Source organism: Mesorhizobium sp. WSM4817 (genome assembly GCF_055811135.1).
The window spans coordinates 298,494-316,292 of sequence record NZ_JBVVQQ010000001.1 but is presented as its reverse complement, the minus strand read 5'-3'; the positions used below and the strand labels follow the sequence as shown (position 1 = coordinate 316,292).

General features: G+C 63.4%; 20 protein-coding genes. 8 read left to right on the top strand and 12 right to left on the bottom strand.

The window, feature by feature from the left end; all coding sequences use genetic code 11:
- Positions 1-276: 276 nt before the first annotated feature.
- From AC0L2K_RS01520 to AC0L2K_RS01510, 3 genes are all read right to left on the bottom strand, one after another.
- Entirely contained in the window at positions 277-1,626 is a 1,350-nt protein-coding gene (locus AC0L2K_RS01520) for an FAD/NAD(P)-binding protein (RefSeq protein WP_128245750.1), read from the bottom strand.
- 37 nt (positions 1,627-1,663) lie between these two features.
- Positions 1,664-2,116 carry an RrF2 family transcriptional regulator gene (locus AC0L2K_RS01515; RefSeq protein WP_473530415.1) on the bottom strand — a complete coding sequence of 151 codons (453 nt, stop codon included), beginning with the start codon at positions 2,114-2,116 and terminating at the stop codon, positions 1,664-1,666.
- A gap of 458 nt (positions 2,117-2,574) precedes the next feature.
- The gene (locus AC0L2K_RS01510) at positions 2,575-2,760 is read right to left on the bottom strand and encodes a hypothetical protein (RefSeq protein WP_473530414.1); all 186 of its coding nucleotides are present in this window, start codon (positions 2,758-2,760) and stop codon (positions 2,575-2,577) included.
- A 305-nt stretch (positions 2,761-3,065) separates the two neighbouring features.
- Between AC0L2K_RS01510 and AC0L2K_RS01505 the strand changes: the two genes are divergently transcribed.
- The 3 genes from AC0L2K_RS01505 to AC0L2K_RS01495 all read left to right on the top strand — a co-directional run bounded on the left by AC0L2K_RS01505 (position 3,066) and on the right by AC0L2K_RS01495 (position 5,747).
- A complete protein-coding gene (locus AC0L2K_RS01505; protein ID WP_473530413.1) occupies positions 3,066-3,425 on the top strand; it encodes a septal ring lytic transglycosylase RlpA family protein in 360 nt (119 codons plus the stop codon).
- 265 nt (positions 3,426-3,690) lie between these two features.
- On the top strand, positions 3,691-4,968 hold the full coding sequence (locus AC0L2K_RS01500; RefSeq protein ID WP_473530412.1) for a polyhydroxyalkanoate depolymerase: 1,278 nt from the start codon (positions 3,691-3,693) through the stop codon (positions 4,966-4,968).
- A 161-nt stretch (positions 4,969-5,129) separates the two neighbouring features.
- On the top strand, positions 5,130-5,747 hold the full coding sequence (locus AC0L2K_RS01495) for a transglutaminase-like cysteine peptidase (protein WP_473530411.1): 618 nt from the start codon (positions 5,130-5,132) through the stop codon (positions 5,745-5,747).
- Positions 5,748-5,877: 130 nt separating this feature from the next.
- On the opposite strand, the gene AC0L2K_RS01490 is transcribed toward AC0L2K_RS01495, so the two are convergent.
- The 4 genes from AC0L2K_RS01490 to AC0L2K_RS01475 are packed head-to-tail and all read right to left on the bottom strand — an operon-like array spanning position 5,878 to position 8,678.
- Entirely contained in the window at positions 5,878-6,243 is a 366-nt protein-coding gene (locus AC0L2K_RS01490; RefSeq protein WP_287344367.1) for a helix-turn-helix domain-containing protein, read from the bottom strand.
- Between the two features lie 42 nt (positions 6,244-6,285).
- Positions 6,286-6,816, bottom strand: a complete 531-nt coding sequence (locus AC0L2K_RS01485) for a Smr/MutS family protein (RefSeq protein WP_473530410.1) — start codon at positions 6,814-6,816, stop codon at positions 6,286-6,288.
- A complete protein-coding gene (gene mltA, locus AC0L2K_RS01480) occupies positions 6,813-7,952 on the bottom strand; it encodes a murein transglycosylase A (RefSeq protein ID WP_473530409.1) in 1,140 nt (379 codons plus the stop codon). Before mltA ends, AC0L2K_RS01485 begins: the two co-directional genes overlap by 4 nt.
- A 24-nt stretch (positions 7,953-7,976) precedes the next feature.
- Positions 7,977-8,678 (bottom strand): Tim44/TimA family putative adaptor protein, encoded by a 702-nt coding sequence (locus AC0L2K_RS01475; RefSeq protein WP_023802679.1) that lies wholly within the window; start codon positions 8,676-8,678, stop codon positions 7,977-7,979.
- 199 nt (positions 8,679-8,877) lie between these two features.
- On the opposite strand from AC0L2K_RS01475, the gene AC0L2K_RS01470 reads away from it, so the two are divergent.
- On the top strand, positions 8,878-9,372 hold the full coding sequence (locus AC0L2K_RS01470) for an FxsA family protein (protein WP_091592440.1): 495 nt from the start codon (positions 8,878-8,880) through the stop codon (positions 9,370-9,372).
- A gap of 280 nt (positions 9,373-9,652) precedes the next feature.
- Positions 9,653-10,153, top strand: a complete 501-nt coding sequence (secB, locus tag AC0L2K_RS01465; RefSeq protein ID WP_023802681.1) for a protein-export chaperone SecB — start codon at positions 9,653-9,655, stop codon at positions 10,151-10,153.
- Positions 10,154-10,280: 127 nt separating this feature from the next.
- Here secB and dnaQ read toward each other — a convergent pair whose 3' ends face one another.
- The 5 genes from dnaQ to AC0L2K_RS01440 form a co-directional block, all read right to left on the bottom strand.
- A complete protein-coding gene (dnaQ, locus tag AC0L2K_RS01460; RefSeq protein ID WP_473530408.1) occupies positions 10,281-11,000 on the bottom strand; it encodes a DNA polymerase III subunit epsilon in 720 nt (239 codons plus the stop codon).
- Between the two features lie 86 nt (positions 11,001-11,086).
- Positions 11,087-11,689 carry a dephospho-CoA kinase gene (gene coaE, locus AC0L2K_RS01455; protein ID WP_473530407.1) on the bottom strand — a complete coding sequence of 201 codons (603 nt, stop codon included), beginning with the start codon at positions 11,687-11,689 and terminating at the stop codon, positions 11,087-11,089.
- A 6-nt stretch (positions 11,690-11,695) separates the two neighbouring features.
- Positions 11,696-12,538 (bottom strand): shikimate dehydrogenase, encoded by an 843-nt coding sequence (locus AC0L2K_RS01450; RefSeq protein WP_473482930.1) that lies wholly within the window; start codon positions 12,536-12,538, stop codon positions 11,696-11,698.
- The gene (locus AC0L2K_RS01445) at positions 12,531-13,130 is read right to left on the bottom strand and encodes a Maf-like protein (RefSeq protein ID WP_287065690.1); all 600 of its coding nucleotides are present in this window, start codon (positions 13,128-13,130) and stop codon (positions 12,531-12,533) included. Before AC0L2K_RS01445 ends, AC0L2K_RS01450 begins: the two co-directional genes overlap by 8 nt.
- A 196-nt stretch (positions 13,131-13,326) precedes the next feature.
- Positions 13,327-14,148 carry a pyruvate, water dikinase regulatory protein gene (locus AC0L2K_RS01440; protein WP_023802686.1) on the bottom strand — a complete coding sequence of 274 codons (822 nt, stop codon included), beginning with the start codon at positions 14,146-14,148 and terminating at the stop codon, positions 13,327-13,329.
- A gap of 403 nt (positions 14,149-14,551) precedes the next feature.
- Here AC0L2K_RS01440 and hemE point away from each other — a divergent pair, with 403 nt between their 5' ends.
- The 3 genes from hemE to rho all read left to right on the top strand — a co-directional run bounded on the left by hemE (position 14,552) and on the right by rho (position 17,772).
- Positions 14,552-15,580, top strand: a complete 1,029-nt coding sequence (hemE, locus tag AC0L2K_RS01435; protein ID WP_473530406.1) for a uroporphyrinogen decarboxylase — start codon at positions 14,552-14,554, stop codon at positions 15,578-15,580.
- Positions 15,577-16,128 carry a protoporphyrinogen oxidase HemJ gene (gene hemJ / locus AC0L2K_RS01430; RefSeq protein ID WP_473530405.1) on the top strand — a complete coding sequence of 184 codons (552 nt, stop codon included), beginning with the start codon at positions 15,577-15,579 and terminating at the stop codon, positions 16,126-16,128. The genes hemE and hemJ overlap by 4 nt, the downstream gene beginning before the upstream one ends.
- A gap of 378 nt (positions 16,129-16,506) precedes the next feature.
- On the top strand, positions 16,507-17,772 hold the full coding sequence (rho, locus tag AC0L2K_RS01425; RefSeq protein ID WP_027153631.1) for a transcription termination factor Rho: 1,266 nt from the start codon (positions 16,507-16,509) through the stop codon (positions 17,770-17,772).
- The last annotated feature ends 27 nt before the right edge of the window (positions 17,773-17,799 follow it).

The window sequence follows — 17,799 nt, the reverse complement described above, 5'->3', positions numbered from 1 at the left end:
GATCGTGCCAATCCATTGGCCAGACGGGGAATGGGATTCCGTAGGGCCGCTCCGTCACACCAATCACGATAGGTCGCGGGACAGCACCCCCCTCTGGCCTGCCGGCCATCTCCCCCTCAAGGGCCCCTCAAGGGGGGTGATCGGCAGTTTCAACGTCTCACCTCTTCTTCAACGCTGGAGATAGGCGAAGGCCGATGTGAAGTCCAATCTCCCTCCTTGAGGGGGAGATGGCCGGCAGGACAGAGGGGGCGCCGTAGAGCGCCGATCTCAGCAGCCTCACCCCAGCAACCGCTTCCCCAGCCTTGCGCACTGCACGCGAATATCCGGTATGGCGTCGATCTCGAAGAAGGTGCCGCGGGTCAGCGGCCCGACCGCCAGGATCTTGGCCGAGACGGTGCCATCGCTGGCGATGACCTCGCAATTGTCCGATACGTCGAGGCCAAGGCGCAGCGGATCCGGCCGGGCCAGCCCGCGGTCGACCAGCGACCGCACCACGCTGTTCGACGTTGTCGAGATGTCCCTGGCGATGCCGGTGCAATCGTAGATGCGGGCAACGTCGAACGTCTCGATGTTTTGCGTGTGGCGCGACTGGACCTGCACGCTGAATTCGTCGCCCGCCGTGATGCCGACGACGCGCCCGGCGACAAGCCGGATGCGGCCCGACTGCACCGCCTCGGTGACACGGGCATAGACTTCCGGCGCCATGCGATGGCGGTGGACGTCCCACCACGCCTTGGTGTGCTCGACAAAGCGGCGCTTGGCCGAAGACGGCCAGTTCTGCCAGATCTTCTGGTTGAACGGCCTGAGACCGTCGACGACGTCGCGCCAGTCGATGCCGGCCTTCTGGTTTTCCCGGATCAGGTCGCGGAACCAGCCGACGAGATAGGAGAGCTGGGTGCCGAGCGGAATGTCGGCGACGTCGAGCTTGATCGGATTGCCCTTGCGGTGCGGCGAAGGCAGCAGGCCGCGCCGCGACACCGCAATAATCTCGCCGCGATGGCCGCGTTGCTCGAGCGACAGGAAGGCATCGACCATGCTCAACCCCGTGCCCAGCACCAGGACCCGGGCTTCCCCGTCGAGCCCGGTGTCGGCCTCCGATCCCATCCTGATCGCATGGCCGTTGCCGGCACCTGGCTCCTCGTCATGTCCGGTCGCCAGCACGGCAAGGTGGGCGACGACGCTGGTGCCGTTGGCCAGCGCCACCTCGACCCCGGACCCGGTCGGCGAGATCGACAGGCTCTCCTCGCGGATCAGGCGAAGACGCCCCGTCTCGCGCGCCTCGAGCTCGTCCAGCAGTTCCTTCAGATAGCGGGCGTAGACGCTGCGCGGTGCGTAGACCGGCGCCTGCTCTGGCGTTGCCAGGCCGCGCTCAAGAAGCCAGCGCCAGAAATCGCCGGGGTCGTCGGCATAGGCGCTCATGCCGGCCGCGCTGACATTCAGCACATGCGCCGACAGCAGCGTGGAATAGGCGATGCCTTGGCCGAAATGCGGACGCTTTTCGATCAGCGTGACACGAAGATCGGGATTGGGCGACTTCAACAGATGCGCGGCAAGCACGACGCCGCTGGCGCCACCGCCGACGATAATAATCGAATTCGGGAGGGTCGAATTGGCACGGCCGGTCATGCGCGCACCAAGTACCTGAGGAGCCGTCGGTTCCGGCTCAGGCCTGGATTTTCAACGCAGCCGAAAGCTCGTCGTCGCCGGCGATATCGCGCATCTCGGCGAGGCTGCGCTGATCCAGCACCTCGGCGATCGCTTGCCGGACCTCCAGCATCAGATGTCGGACTTGGCATGTCGCCTCGTTGCAGTCTTCACAGCGCTGATACCGGGTGCGGCTGGCGCAGGGAATTGGGGCAAGCGGCCCGTCGAGCACGCGCACGACGTGGCCGATCTTGATTTCATCCGCCGGCCGCGCCAGGCGGTAACCGCCCTCCTTGCCCTTGCGGCTCTGGACAAAACCGGCATTGCGCAGTTCGCCGAGGATGGCGTCGAGAAATTTCTTCGGGATGTTGTTTCCGGCGGCGATATCGCCGACGAAGGCGAGCTGACCAACCGGCAGCCGCGCCAGATGGACGAGCGCCTTGAGGCCGTACTTGCCCTTTTTTGTGAGCATAGACCGAACGTTTCTCTGTCATGCGATGGCGAAGGGCCACCGGTTGCGAAACGCCTGGCGTGCGTCCCCACCGCGTCCGCGTCCAGGCTTTCAAGACACATAAATTCTAGTGACATGATATACAAGACGGGCACCATTGATTTTGCTTGATTTTCAAGCCGCTGCGACGACTTGCCGGACGTTCTTTCCTCCTGAAGCCGCGAGGCACGCCAATGGCGACAGCCGGCGCTCGGCACTCATGCGGGTGATCGCCGCGATATGGACATCGCTCATCGTTCTCAAATTCCTGTAATGTCGATAAGACTACTATACTTAGCCGCGATACAGGAACCGGTTTTCAAATCGTCGGCCATTCGCAGCATTCATTTGCCGAAGCTGCGCGCAAAACAGGAAATGCGTGTTTGCGGCGGGCCGCGCATTCGCCGGTCGACCGAAACGCCGCCAGGGCCGTTCGAGTGTCAGGGGAGCGAACGGTTCGCCCACACCAGCCCGCCCAGGCCAACCAGCGCGGTGACGATGCCGATATAGAGCCATTGCGACTGGCCGGTCATGAAGCTGCCGCCGACGAGGCCGATGCCCTGCAGCGACCACAGCACACCGATGGCGAGCACAATCAGCGCCAGCAGATTTTTGATCAATCTCATCGTCGGAATTCCTTTCCCAAGTCGATCGCCAAGTCCGCTATGACCGCGATGGCAAGGCGAAAGGAAGCGACCCGATCGCTGTCACATCTACTTGCATAATAAAGCCGGGTCTTGCCGGAAACGCCCCGGTGCTGGCGCGAAGACCACCAGACATACATCGGCGCAATCCCGACATTCCATGACAGACTGTTTCGCGCCGACTCCAAACGTGTACTATTGTCATGGAACCGCCAGACGACTGCCGCATTTGGTGCCACATTCCATCCGTAACGGCCGGGTCTGTCAAACGGAGTCCCTTGCCGCAGATGAAGAAACCCAACCGGACCGCGCTTGTCGCGGCGGCGACAGCGGCTTGCCTGATGGTCGGCGCATCCACCTCCCCTGCCGCCGCACAATGCGGCCGCGCCTCCTGGTACGCGCTGACCTCAAAGACCGCTTCCGGCGAGCGGATGAACCCGTCGGCGCTGACCGCCGCGCACCGCACCTTGCCGTTTGGCACCAGGCTGAAGGTCACCAACCGCAAAAACGGCCGCAGCGTCGTCGTGCGCATCAACGACCGCGGCCCGTTTATCAAGGGTCGCGTGATCGACCTGTCGAAGGGCGCCGCGGGGCGGCTCGGCTTCATCAGCTCAGGCCATGCTACTGTGTGCACCGACCGCGTGTGAATGGCCGCGCCGCTTTGCGGCCAGGCGGATGAGGGGCAGCGCAAACCTGAAGCAATTGCCCTTGCTCTCTCCGGCACCTTTCGCAGCTGCACAATAAGCCGGCTGCCGCCGTTCAAAACCGATTTTCAACGCCTTAGACAAAAGTATAAGCATAAATCAATTCAATTGACGTATTGCATCGCAGCAGTTTGTTGTTAACCTTTGCGCGAGAGATTCAAGGCTCGGCACTGCTGTCGTCCCTTCGGTCGCAGCAGCGGAGTTCTCAATGTTCTACCAGCTCTACGAATTGAACCACGCCGCCGTGCAGCCGGCCCGCGTCTATGCCGATGCGGTGCGGATGTTCTACACCAATCCGCTCAATCCGTTTGCGCACACGTCCTGGGGCCGCTCGGTCGCGGCGACGGCCGAATTGTTCGAGCGCACGACGCGCCGCTACAGCAAGCCGCAGTTCGGCCTGACCAGGACCGTCGTCGACTGGAAAGGCGTCGCTGTCACCGAAAAGACGGTGTGGTCGCGGCCGTTCTGCAATCTGCTCCGTTTCGAGCGGGCGGTTCCCGCCGGCCGCCGGCCTGATCCGAAGCTGCTGATCGTGGCGCCGATGTCCGGCCACTACGCGACGCTGCTGCGCGGCACGGTCGAGGCGATGCTGCCGCATGCCGACGTTCACATCACCGATTGGTTCGACGCCCGCATGGTGCCGATCAGCGAGGGCAGCTTCGACCTCGACGACTATATCGACTACATCGTCGACATGCTGCATGCGCTGGGCCCCGACACCCATGTCATGGCGGTGTGCCAGCCGTCGGTCCCGGTGCTGGCGGCGGTGGCGCTGATGGAAACGCGGGGCGACCCGTTCGTTCCCTCGACGATGACGCTGATGGGCGGGCCGATCGACACCCGCCGCAATCCGACTGCGGTCAACCTTCTGGCCGAGGAAAAGGGCACCGACTGGTTCCGCGACAACGTCACCATGCAGGCGCCATGGCCGGTGCCGGGCTTCGGCCGCGAGGTCTATCCCGGCTTCCTGCAGCTTTCGGGTTTCATGAGCATGAATCTCGACCGCCACATCATCGCCCACAAGGACTTCTTCATGCACCTGGTGAAGCATGACGGCGACAGTGCCGAGAAGCACCGCGACTTCTACGACGAATATATGGCGGTGATGGATCTGACAGCGGAGTTCTACCTGCAGACGGTCGACACCGTGTTCGTACGCCATGCTCTGCCCAAGGGCGATATGATGCATCGCGGCGTCGCCATCGATCCCGCCGATATCCGCAATGTTGCGCTGTTCACGGTCGAGGGCGAGAACGACGACATTTCCGGCCTCGGCCAGACCCAGGCCGCGCACGACCTCTGCATCAACATCCCCGCGGACAGGCACGCCCACTACATGCAGCCGGCGGTCGGCCATTACGGCGTCTTCAACGGCTCGCGCTTCCGCTCCGAAATCGTGCCGCGCATCGTCGACTTCATCACCAGCTATGGCCGCCAGACCCGCGTTGCGGTGAGGCCGAAGCTGGTTCGCACCGCCAAAAAGTAAAGATGTCCCGGATGGCAGCCGCCGTTCAAGTCGACCTGTTGCACAATAGCCGCGCTTTCGGCGGCGCGGGTAACCATATCGCAAAACTGGCCGTTGGTATAATTGACAGGGACTGTAGATCGCCCTTAACGTTTCATTAACAACAAGGGACGAGGGGGACAATGATTTCCTCACCAATGGCGAGAGGGCTGCGCGTGTGCGCCCTGTTAGGGCTGGCACTTGCGACAGGCTGGTCTACGGCGGCTTCGGCGGCCGGGCCAATGACAACCGGCGGCCCGACATCGCAGCCGATCGGCCATTACGATTTCTGCAAGACCAGTCCGGCCGAATGCTTGATCCACCCGGGCAATCTCGCCCCCGCCACCATGACAGGCGCGCTCTGGCGCAAGATTCTCAGCGTCAACGCCAAGGTCAACAACGCCGTCAAGCCGATAAGCGACATCGATATTTACGGCAAGGACGAGGTCTGGGCCTACCCAGTCAGGGGCGTTGGCGACTGTGAGGACTATGTCCTGGAAAAGCGCCGCGAATTGAACCGCTTGGGCGTGTCCTATGCCAATCTTCTGATGACCGTCGTGCGCAAGCCGGACGGCGAGGGCCATGCCGTGCTGACCGTGCGCACAAGCAAGGGCGACTACGTCCTCGACAATCTCGACGGAAAGGTCCGCTCATGGGACCGGACCGGCTACCGCTTCCTCAAGCGGCAGGCGATCGACAATACCGGTCGCTGGGTGTCGATCCGTGATGGCCAGCCGGTTCTGGTCGGCGCGGTTCAGTAAGGTTTTTGCAAGCCACCACCGTTCGCGATCAGCCTCTTTCTGCCCGTTTACGGGGAGAAATGCCCGGCAGGGCAATGAGGGGCGGCGCCAACATCGACAATTGATCGCCTCCACACGAGTCGGGCAAACCCTACGTCCGCCCCAGCGCGGCGCGGATCGATGCGGTGATGCGGCGAAGCTCCGCCTCGTCTAGCTTTTCGATGTTTTCGGCCAGGACATTGGCAAGCTCGGTGGCGGCGGGGCTGAGGCCCGACGTGTCGAGTTTTACCCGCGGGTGCGAGGTCTCGGCCAGCCGCGCCAGTTCTTCGGCATCGTCCCAGATGACATTGAAATAGCCGATGATCTTCTGGATCAGCGTCCAGGTCGGCGCGCCGCGGCGGCCGTGCTCCAGCGCCGACAGATAGGCGGCGCTGACGCCGATCGCCCTGGCCATGTCCTTTTGGCTGACGCCGCGTTCGCTCCGCAGGGCGCGAAGCTTTTCGCCGAACGGGGTCACAAGTCCATCCTCGTCGGGTGCACCCTCATGCGCGCATCCGCATCAGCGCGTGCGCCGCAGGCGGATATAGAGCGCGCCCGAGCCGCCATGCTTGCGGGCGGCGTGGTCGTGGCTGGAGACCAGCGGCCTGAATGCGGGCGTCGACAGCCAGGCCGGCACGGTGCGCCGCAAGATGCCGTCGCCGCCGGACGAGGAGCCCTTGCCGGTGATCACCAGCACATAGCGGATGCCGCCGGCATGCGCCCGGTGCAGGAAGGAGAACAAAAGCGAATAGGCTTCGTCCTGGCTCAGGCCGTGCAGATCGACGCGGCCTTCGATCGGCAGCCGGCCCTTCGACAGTTTTTCCAGCGTCGGCTCGTCGAGCGCATGCGAAACATTCTGCGTCCTGGCTTTCGTGGCCGCAGCAGGAGCCATCGCCTGGTCACGCAGCATTGGCTTGGTGTCATCAGCGATGTCCGGGCCAATATCCGGGATGTCGACGGCGGACTTGCCCTTCAGCGGCTTGGCAGTGCGCGCTACCAGGTTCCACAGCACCCGGTCGTCCTCGCTCAGCCTGTCGATCCGCCGGGTCATCGCCCCGCTCCCGGCACAAGCCGACGCGGGATCAGCACGTAGAAATCGGCGGGGTTGCGGACAACGCCGGCGATCTCGCCGGCCGCATCTCCCGTACCAGTGAACAAATCGCCACGCGCCTGGCCGGTGATCGCCGAGCCGGTGTCCTGCGCGATCATCAGCCGCCGGAACGGCTTGTTGTCGAAAGCGGCCAGCGACGGCCCATCGATGTAGAACGGCGTGCCGAATGTATGCAGCAGACGGTCGACAGCGACGGAGCGGCCCGGCGTCAGCGGCACCTTTGCGGCAGCGATCGGCCCGAGTTCCGGGTCGTCGGCCGCCGCCGCCTCGCTGGCGGAAATCTCGCGGAAAAAAATATAGGAGCGGTTGCGCCACAGGATCTCGTCGATGCGTTGCGGATGCGCCTTGAACCAGGCGCGGACCGACTGCATGGTCACCGCTTCCAGCGGGATTTCGCCTAGCTCACTCAGGATCTTGCCCGGTCCGGTAAAGCGCTGGCCGGATTTGGCGGCATAGGTGACGCGGCAAAGCCGGCCGTCGGTCATGGTGAGCCGCGCAGAACCCTGTACGTGGATGAAGAAGGCATCGACCTTGTCGGCGAGCCAGGCGATTTCCAAACCCTTGTCCGCCAAATCCTTGCCAGCGAGCGCGCCGCGCTCGATCTCGCCGCGGTCGAAATACTCGACCGGTCCGTCCGGCGTGGCGCGGCCGAAGGCGAGATAGGGATCCATGCCGACGGACCGGTTGCCGTCGTCGATGTCGACGAGATCGGCCGGACGCGACAGCAGCGGCACCGTAAATCGTTCGGTTCGCACCGGCGAAGCGTCGACCACCGGTTCATAGAAGCCGGTGACGAGGCCGGCGCCGCCGCTTTCCGCCGCTATGTGCGCCGGGATGAAATGCCGCTCGAAGAAGGCGCGGGCTTCGCGCCGGTCGGTTGGCGACACGGTGCGGGCTGCAGCATAGGCCTCGGTGAAGGCATTGAAGTCGACACCGAGCCCGCCGGAGCGATAGGGTTTCGCCAGGATGTGAAAAGCCGAACGCCGGAAAGCGGCGAACGCAGCCAGATGGTCGTCCTCGTCCCAGCCGGGCAGATCGTCAAACGACTTTTCGCGGAACGCCTGAGAAAGCGACACGAGAGACCCCGCCGTGGTCCGGGCTCAGTCTTCTTCTTCGGTGGCGACGAGCTTCCAGTTCGGGTCGCGCGAGCGCGTATCGCGGGCGAAGGTCCAGACGTCCTTGACCTCGGCGACGGTTTCGGGATCGCCGTCGATGACGGCGCCGGCCTTGTCGCGCGTTGCCGAAATCAGTTCGCTGACGATGCGCAGCGTGATATGCGCCTCGCTGCCCTTCATCTCGGCGGAAACGATGTCGGCCTTGTCGATGCCGACGAAGGAGGACTGGATCTTTTCCGACTTCGCCTCGCGGTCGCCGATCGCCGCGACAAAGCCGTCATAGACCTCGCGCGACAGCAGGTTCTTCAGCGTCTTGCGATCGCCATCGGCATAGGCCATGACGATCATCTCATAGGCCATCTTGGCGCCGTCGACGAAGGTCTTGGGGTCGAATGCCGGATCATTGTCCTTGATCGCGCGCAGGCCCTTGTTGAGATCGGTGTCAGGCTTGGCGAAGGCGTCGATCGCCGCATAGGCGTCGATTGCCGGCTCTCCCGGCGCTCGCTTGCGCGGCAGCGAGACCACATTCTCGGGTTTTTGGGCGTCGTCGCGGGTGCGGCCCGCCGTATAGGGATCGAACGGCGGGCGCTCGCTGCCGGTGCGGCGGCCGAGCACATTGCGCAGCTGGAAAAAGATCACAACCGCCGCAACCAGAAAGAAAATCGTGCCGAAGTCGAAGAATCCCATATCTTCCGCCAATCAATCCCTACTCCGGCCGGACCGCCCGGCCAGGCAATGGCTGCGGTCGCATAGCGTTCAACATCCAAAGCATATAGAACGCAAGCTGCAATCATTCAAATTAAAGGCAGCCATACCTATCTAAAAGGTTCAGTGCCAGCGGCGATTGCCCGCCTGCCGGCAAAACATCGAAACGATCGGTCAAGATTTGCGCATTTCGCTGCTTCCCCTGTTCATCCTCGCGCTTCCGCTGCTGGAGATCGCCGGTTTCGTCGTTGTCGGCCGCCAGGTCGGCGCCCTGGCGACGGTCGGCCTGGTGCTGGCTTCGAGCATCGCCGGCGCGCTGTTGTTGCGATACCAGGGGTTCGGCGTCATGTCCCGGGTCCGTGCCGAAATGGACGCCGGACGTGATCCAAGCCGTCAGCTCGCGCATGGCGCCATGATCGTGCTGGCGGCGATCCTGCTCATCATTCCTGGCTTCATCACTGACATTTTAGGCATTCTGCTGCTGCTGCCGCCGGTCCGCGACCTCGCCTGGCGCCGGCTGAAAGGCCGCATCGTGATGGCCACCAGTTTCGGCACCGGCGGATTCCGGGCCCGGCAACGCGACAAGACCATCGACCTCGACGACAGCGACTATTCGCGCGGCGACGAGCACGGCCCCGATCCCAATTCCCCCTGGCGCCGCCTCAAGGACGAGTAGATCGCCTCGAGGACGAGTAGCCCGGCGCGGCTCTCCCTTCTCCCCTTGTGGGAGAAGGTGGCCTCGCGAAGCGAGGTCGGATGAGGGGTGTTCCAGCTTGGCACCGACGGCGATCCTTCCAACACCCCTCAACCGTCTTGGCGCTGCGCGCCAATCCACCTTCTCCCACAAGGGGAGAAGGGAGAGCCGCGCAAACCTTGTCTTGTCATGCCGGCCATGGTAGCGAACGCCCGATTTCAATCCGGTCAGCAACGCTGCCGAGGCAAAAGGACAAAGGCTTATGGCCAGCAAAGACGACGCGCCGACCGGCGCGGCCAGTGGCAACGGCGACGCGACGCAGCCTTCGCTCAACGTGCTTGCCCAATATGTGAAGGACCTTTCCTTCGAAAGCCCCGGCGCGCCGAATTCGCTACGCGGCCGCGACAAGGCTCCCGGCATCGCCATCAACGTCAATGTCAACGCCAACCCGCTTTCTGATAAGCAGTTCGACGTCAATCTGACGCTGAACGCCAAGGCGTCCTTCGACAAGGAAGTGCTGTTCAACGTCGAGCTGGTCTATGGCGGTGTGTTCGCCATCAGCGGCTTCCCGCAGGAGCACATGCTGCCGCTGCTGTTCATCGAATGCCCGCGGCTGCTGTTCCCGTTCGCCAGGCAGATCATCGCCGAGGCGACGCGCAATGGCGGCTTCCCGCCGCTGATGCTCGATCCGATCGATTTCGCGCAGATGTTCCAGCAGAAGCTGGCCGAGGACCAGGCCGCCAGCAAGGTCAAGGCGAGCTGAGGCGAGTGCTCGGTGACGTTTGAAAAACCCGGCCTCGCGCCGGGTTTTTCTTTGGGATGCGGCGGGACAGCGAAGGATCGCTACGGGTCGGCTAATCCTGAACGCCCCTGCCGCTCCGCCAAAATCGCTATGCCGCAGAACTCGCTTCCGGGGCGACGCGCAGCCAGAGCGCCTTTTCGCCTAATGTGCCGACCATGCTCGCGTGCGCGGCGCGCTCTGCTTCGGTCAGGCGAGACGGCAGTGCTATCGGCCGTGCAGCGATGCTGATGTCGATGTCGTCGACGTTTCTCCTGCCGCTGGCCGGCGCCGTGACACTGTCAAGGATGAGTGCCGCCTGCTTGCCGCCGATGAGCTCGATATAGACCTCGGCCAGCAATTCCGAATCGAGCAAGGCGCCGTGCTTGGTGCGGCGGGCATTGTCGATGCCGTAGCGCCGGCACAGCGCGTCCAGCGAATTGGGCCCCATCGGATGCTTGCGGCGCGCCAGCGCCAGCGTGTCGACGACAAGTCCGGGGTCAACGACCGGATGGCCAAGCCGGCCGAATTCGACATTGAGGAAAGCGATATCGAAAGTCGCATTGTGGGCGACCAGCTTGGCGCCGTCGATGAAGGCAAGGAACTCCTCGGCGATGTCGCTGAAGGTCGGCTTGCCCATCAGATCGGCGGCGCTGATGCCATGAACGGCCTGTGCCTCGGCATGGATCGGTCGCCCCTGCGGATTGAGGTAATGGTGGAAGGTGCGGCCGGTCGGGAAACGGTTGACCAGCTCGATGCAGCCAAGCTCGATGACGCGGTCGTCGCGGAAATCAAGGCCGGTGGTTTCCGTATCGAAGATGATCTCGCGCATCGAATCAGTCCGTTGGGTCCGGCGTTAGTCCAGCCGAATCATGATGGGAACAAATTGGCAACATATTACGCCGGGCGCAAGCGCCGTTAAGCAGGCTTGCCGGCTTTATCCCCGACCAGTTTCGCGACTATCGCATTGACCGCCGCGCGCGCCGCATCAAAACCTTGTCCGGTGTCGATGATGAAATCGGCGCGCTCACGCTTTTCGGCGTCGGGAACCTGCCTGGCCAGGATCGACGCCAGTTTCTCCTCGCTCATGCCCGGCCGCGCCAGCACGCGGGCGCGCTGGATGTCGGGCGACGCGGTGACGACCACGACCTTGTCGACACGGTCGCGGCCGCCGGTTTCGAACAGCAGCGGGATGTCGAGAACGACAAGCGGCGCGCCGGCGGCCCGGTGTCTGGCCAGGAAAGCGTCGGCGCCGGCGCGGACCAGTGGGTGGATGATCGCTTCCAGCCGTTTCAGTGCAGCTGCATCACCGAGCACCCGCTCGGCCAGCCTCGTGCGATCGACGGAGCCGGATTTCGCCGTTCCGGGAAACGCCGCCTCGACCAGCGGAGCCGCCTTGCCGGCGTAGAGGCGATGCACCGCCTCGTCCGAATCGTGGACAGGCACGCCGGCCTCGGCAAACATCCTGGCCGTCGTCGACTTGCCCATGCCGATCGATCCGGTGAGGCCGAGCACGATCATGTTTTTTTACTCCCTGGCGCCGAGATCGGCGACGATCATCTGCCGCAATTCGGCAGTGACCTCAGGCCTGATGCCGAACCAGCGCTCGAAGCCGGGCACCGCCTGGTGCAGCAGCATGCCGAGCCCGTCGACGGCTTTCAGGCCGCGCGCCTTGGCGGCGGCCAGCAACGGCGTTTCCAGCGGCACATAGACAATGTCGGTGACGATGGCATGGTCCGGCAGTCTGGCCGGATCGGCGGACAGGCCTTCATTGCCATGCATGCCAAGCGCTGACGTGTTGACCAGCAGGCCGGCATCGGCAAGCAGCTCGCGGGTCGCCGCCGTGCCGTGGGCCGAGACCCCGGCGCCGAAGCGGTGGCGCAGCTCCTCGGCTCGGGCGAGCGTCCGGTTGACGATGCGGATGTCACTGATGCCGCGCTGCTTGAGCGCATGGATGACCGCGCGGGCGGCGCCGCCGGCGCCAAGCACCACCGCTGGGCCGTTTGCGGCCCAGCCCGTCGCATGCTCGTCGAGATTGGCGGAAAAGCCATGGGCGTCGGTGTTGCCGCCGCACAAAATTCCGCCCTCGAGCCAAAGCGTGTTGACGGCGCCGATCTGTTCGGCCGCGTCGTCGCGGCGCGCCGCCAGCGCGAAGGCGGCCTCCTTGTGCGGGATGGTGACGTTGCCGCCACGATAGCCATTCGCCTCGAGTGTTTCGACGAATTCGGCAAAAGCCTCCGGCGCAACGTCGATCGCCCGGTAGCTACCGTCGATGCCGTATTTCGCCAGCCAGTAGCCGTGGATCTTCGGCGACCGCGAATGCGCGACCGGATGACCGGTGACGAAGGCCTTTTTCGCGGCCTCAGCCATCGATGGCTCCGAACTCGCGCAGCTTGGCCAGGACAGGCAGAAGCGGCAGGCCGACAATGGTGAAATAGTCGCCCTCTACTCTTTCGAACAGCTGGATGCCCTCGCCTTCGATCTGGTACGCGCCGACGCTGGACAGCGCCTTGGCGCCGACCCGCGCCAGATGGCGGCCGATGAAGGCCGGATCGAGCTTTCGCATGGTCAGGCTGGCGACGCCGACATGCCGCCACAGAACTGCGCCGTCGCGGGCCAGCACTACGGCGCTGTTGAGTTGATGGGTCCTGCCCGACAGCGCCAGGAGATGGCGGCGGGCGGCTTCCATGTCGGCCGGCTTATGAAACACTTCGTCGCCGAGCGACAGCGTCTGGTCGCAGCCGAGCACCAGGGCGCCCGGCTTTCGCTCGCTGACCTCGGCGGCCTTAGCCTCGGCCAGCACCAGTGCGACGTCCTCGGGCGAGATACCGCTGCCCTGCAAGGGCGCTTCGAGCGCGCGCTCGTCGACTGCCGCCGGAACCGCCTCGACCGCCACGCCGGCATTGACAAGCAACGCCTTGCGGAACGGGCTGCCGGAGGCAAGAATGATTTTTTCGGCCATGGTTTTCGCCTGATCTTTCCTTCTCCCCTTGTGGGAGAAGGTGGATTGGCGCGCAGCGCCAATACGGTTGAGGGGTGTTGGAAGGATCGCCGTCGGTGCCAGGCTGGAACACCCCTCATCCGACCTCGCTTCGCGAGGCCACCTACTCCCACAAAGGGGAGAAGGAAAGGGCCGCCCACAGCACAAGCGCCCGAACCTAGCGTGTCTTTCCCCGCAGGGCAACGATCGCTGCCGCCGTCTCCTCGATCGAGCGGCGGCTGACGTCGATCATCGGCCAGCCATGCCGCGTGCAGATCTGGCGGGCGTAGGCGAGTTCCTCGCTGATCGCCGCGCGGTCGACATAGTCGGTCGGCTCGTAGGCACTGGTGTTGCCGAGGATGCGGTTCTGGCGCACCTGCGAGATGCGCTCGGCGGTGGCGATCAGCCCGACGATCAGCGGCTTCGTGGCGTTGACCAGGCTTTCCGGCACCGGCACGCCGATCACGATCGGGATGTTGGCGGTCTTGATGCCGCGATTGGCGAGATAGATGCTGGTCGGCGTCTTCGAGGTGCGCGAAATGCCGACCAGCACAATGTCGGCATCATCCATATTGGCCGGCAGCTGGCCGTCATCATGCTCCATGGTGAAGTTGAGTGCGTCGATGCGGCGGAAATATTCGGCGTCCAGCACATGCTGGGCGCCGACGCGGCGGCCGGCCGGCGTGCCGAGATAGGACTGGAACACGGTCAGCACCGGTTCCAGCACGGAGACGCAAGGCAGGCCCATGGCGGCGCAGCGCTCATCGATGCCGCGGGCGAGCTTCTGGTCGACGACCGTATAAAGGATGATGCCCGGCTCCTCCTCGATGTCCTCGAACACTTTCGTCACCTGCTTCTCGGTGCGGATCAGCGGGTAGATATGCTCGATGGCGCGCGCATCCTTGTATTGCGCCGAAGCCGCGCGCCCGGCCGCCAGCAGCGTCTCACCGGTGGCATCGGAAATCAGGTGAAGGTGAAAGAAGCTCTGGGGTTTGTTCACAGGGGTACGTTCCAAGCTGTGGGCCGATGTGGATAAGGTCGGTCGGAAAGATCGGTCGGTTCGGGGCGACTGTATCAGATGCCGGTTTGTCCACAATTCGATGCGCTGCCGGCTTCGTCGGGGGGCTGGGGACAAGTCCGGGGACGGGCTTTTTCGACTCGGCCTCATCCACAGGGCCATTTTCTCCAGGCGGGCGGTAACGTATTGTTCCCAGTCGGCAATTTCCGACTGTCCCCAAACTCCTCCTATCCGCCAGAAGAAGCACGCGACAATATGCTGGCTGGCCTTTTCCGGGGCAAGGCGGGACAGCAGACAACCACCGATACCAACAGACTCTTAGAATCATAAGATTCCTAGAAATAGAATATTTAATTATAGAGAAGCCTGGAGAGGCGAGCGCTGAATGCCCGAAAACCGCATCATGCTGGACGTGTTGAGAGGCAAGACGGTATCTCCGCCGCCGCTCTGGATGATGCGGCAGGCCGGCCGCTATCTGCCGGAGTATCGCGAGACACGCAGGCGGGCCGGATCGTTCCTCGACCTTTGCTATTATCCCGATCTTGCCGTGGAAGTGACGCTGCAGCCGATCGAACGCTTCGGCTTCGATGCATCGATCCTGTTTTCCGATATCCTGGTCGTGCCGCATGCGCTGGGCCGCGACGTGCGCTTCGAAGAGGGCCGTGGACCGCTGTTGACGCCGATCTCGGCGACGGAGATTGCCGCTCTCGACGGCGAAACGTTTCACGTGAATCTCGAACCGGTCTATGAGACGGTCAGGCGGCTGCGGGCAAAACTGCCTGATCAAACAACGCTGATCGGCTTCTGCGGCGCGCCGTGGACGGTGGCGACCTATATGATCGCCGGCCATGGAACCTCAGATCAGGCCCCGGCCAGGCTTTTTGCCTATCGGGAGCCAGCGGCTTTTCTGCAGCTGCTGAAAGTGCTTGCCGATCACTCGGCTGCCTATCTGATCCGACAGATCGAAGCCGGCGCCGATGTGGTGCAGATATTTGACTCGTGGTCCGGCGTGCTCGACGAAGTTTCTTTCGAGGCGTTTTGCGTCAGGCCGGTGGCGGAGATCGTCAGGCAGGTCCGGGCCGTCCATCCCGACATTCCGATCATCGGCTTTCCCAAGGGCGCCGGCGCCCATTACCGCAGCTATCGCCAAAAAACCGGCGTGACCGGGCTGGGGCTCGACTGGACCGTGCCGTTGACGACGGCGAAGGAACTGCAGCGCGATGGTGCTGTGCAGGGCAATCTCGATCCGTTGCGGCTGGTGGCCGGCGGCAAGGCGCTTTCTGACGGTGTCGACGCAATCCTGAAAGCACTGGGCGATGGGCCGCTGGTCTTCAATCTCGGCCACGGCATCACGCCGGAAACGCCGATCGCGCATGTCGAGGCGATGGTGAAGATGGTGCGGGCGCATCGATGACCGACATGAACAACGCCAAAAGTGGTGCGGGCAGCAGCGGTAGTGCAGCGATGAGTCGAGCGGCGATCGCCATCATCATCTTCCTCGTCCTGGCGGCGCTTCTGTTCCTGTTCGGGCCGGATGATTTCTATCCCTGGGCAAAGGCGATCCATGTCATCGCCGTCATCTCGTGGATGGCGGGCATGCTCTATCTGCCGCGGCTGCTGGTTTATCATGCCGATGCGGAAAAAGGCTCCGTCCAGTCGGAGACCTTCAAGGTGATGGAGCGCCGGCTGCTGCGCGGCATCATCAATCCAGCCATGATCATCACCTGGGCGTTCGGCCTCTGGCTGGCCTGGAAAGGCTTTGGTTTTCAGGGTGGCTGGCTGCATGCCAAGATCGCCGCGGTGCTCGGCCTCTCGGCCGCTCACGGCTATCTGGCCGGCGCGGTACGCAAATTCGCCGAGGACCGCAACGAAAAGCCGGCTCGGCACTGGCGGATCGTCAATGAGATCCCCACATTGCTGATGATCGTCATCGTCGTGCTGGTCATCGTGAAGCCGTTTTGACGATTTGTGTCTGTTTCGCGCGTTTGCGCTGCCCCTCACCTGCCTGCCGGCATCCTCTCCCTGTATAGTGACGGGGAGAGGGGCGCTGTGATTGATGGCTTCGCCAATATCCAGGGTTGCAGTATGTGCGCCAGATTGCGGCCAAGCCCCTTCTCCCCGTCACTATACGGGGAGAAGGTCCCGGCAGGGGTTGAGGGGCGGTGCCGAGATTCGCAATTGATCGCTTCCAAGCGGCTTGCTCTTTCAGTCGACCAACGATAAAAGACGGGTCTTCCTTCCCGTCATGCGCCGCCCCATTCATCGCTTCGGCCGCGCCCGGCATTTGTCGCATCCCGCCGATATTTTCCCCATACTTACTCACTCAGAGTCCGTCTAATGATGCAAGAAATGAAACTCACAGAGTTCAAGAACAAGAAACCGCCAGAGCTGATCGCTTATGCCGAATCGCTCGAGGTCGAGAACGCCAGTGTCATGCGCAAGCAGGAACTGATGTTCGCGATCCTGAAGCGGCTGGCGACCCAAGATATCGAGATCATCGGTGACGGGGTCGTCGAAGTGCTGCAGGACGGGTTTGGCTTTCTGCGCTCGGCCAATGCCAATTACCTGCCAGGCCCGGACGATATCTATATCTCGCCGTCGCAGATCCGCCGGTTCTCGCTGAAGACCGGCGACACGGTCGAGGGCCCGATCCGCAGCCCGAAGGAGGGCGAGCGCTATTTCGCGCTGCTCAAGGTCAACACGATCAATTTCGACGACCCGGAAAAGATCCGCCACAAGATCCATTTCGACAATCTGACGCCGCTTTACCCGACCTCGCGGCTGAAGATGGAAATGGACGTTCCGACCTCGAAGGACATCTCGGCCCGCGTCATCGACCTGGTGGCGCCGCTCGGCAAGGGCCAGCGCGCCCTGATCGTGGCGCAGCCGCGCACCGGCAAGACGGTGCTGTTGCAGAACATCGCCCATTCGATCACCACCAATCATCCCGAATGCTACCTGATCGTGCTGTTGATCGACGAGCGGCCGGAAGAAGTCACCGACATGCAGCGCTCGGTGAAGGGCGAGGTCGTCTCCTCGACCTTCGACGAGCCGGCGGTGCGCCACGTCCAGGTCGCCGAAATGGTGATCGAGAAGGCCAAGCGCCTGGTCGAGCACGGGCGCGACGTCGTCATCCTGCTGGATTCGATCACCCGCCTCGGCCGCGCCTACAACACCGTGGTGCCGTCGTCCGGCAAGGTGCTGACCGGCGGCGTCGACGCCAATGCGCTGCAGCGGCCGAAGCGCTTCTTCGGCGCCGCCCGCAACATCGAGGAAGGCGGCTCGCTGACCATCATCGCCACCGCGCTGATCGACACCGGCAGCCGCATGGACGAGGTCATCTTCGAAGAGTTCAAGGGCACCGGCAATTCCGAAATCGTGCTCGACCGCAAGGTGGCGGACAAGCGCATCTATCCGGCCATGGACATCCTCAAGTCCGGCACCCGCAAGGAAGATCTTTTGGTCGCCCGCCAGGACCTGCAAAAAATCTTCGTGCTGCGCCGCATCCTGGCGCCGATGGGCACGACCGACGCCATCGAGTTCCTCATCGACAAGCTCAAGCAGACCAAGACCAACGCGGATTTCTTCGATTCGATGAATACGTAAGGGGCTGGCGCCTCTTGTCTTCTCCCC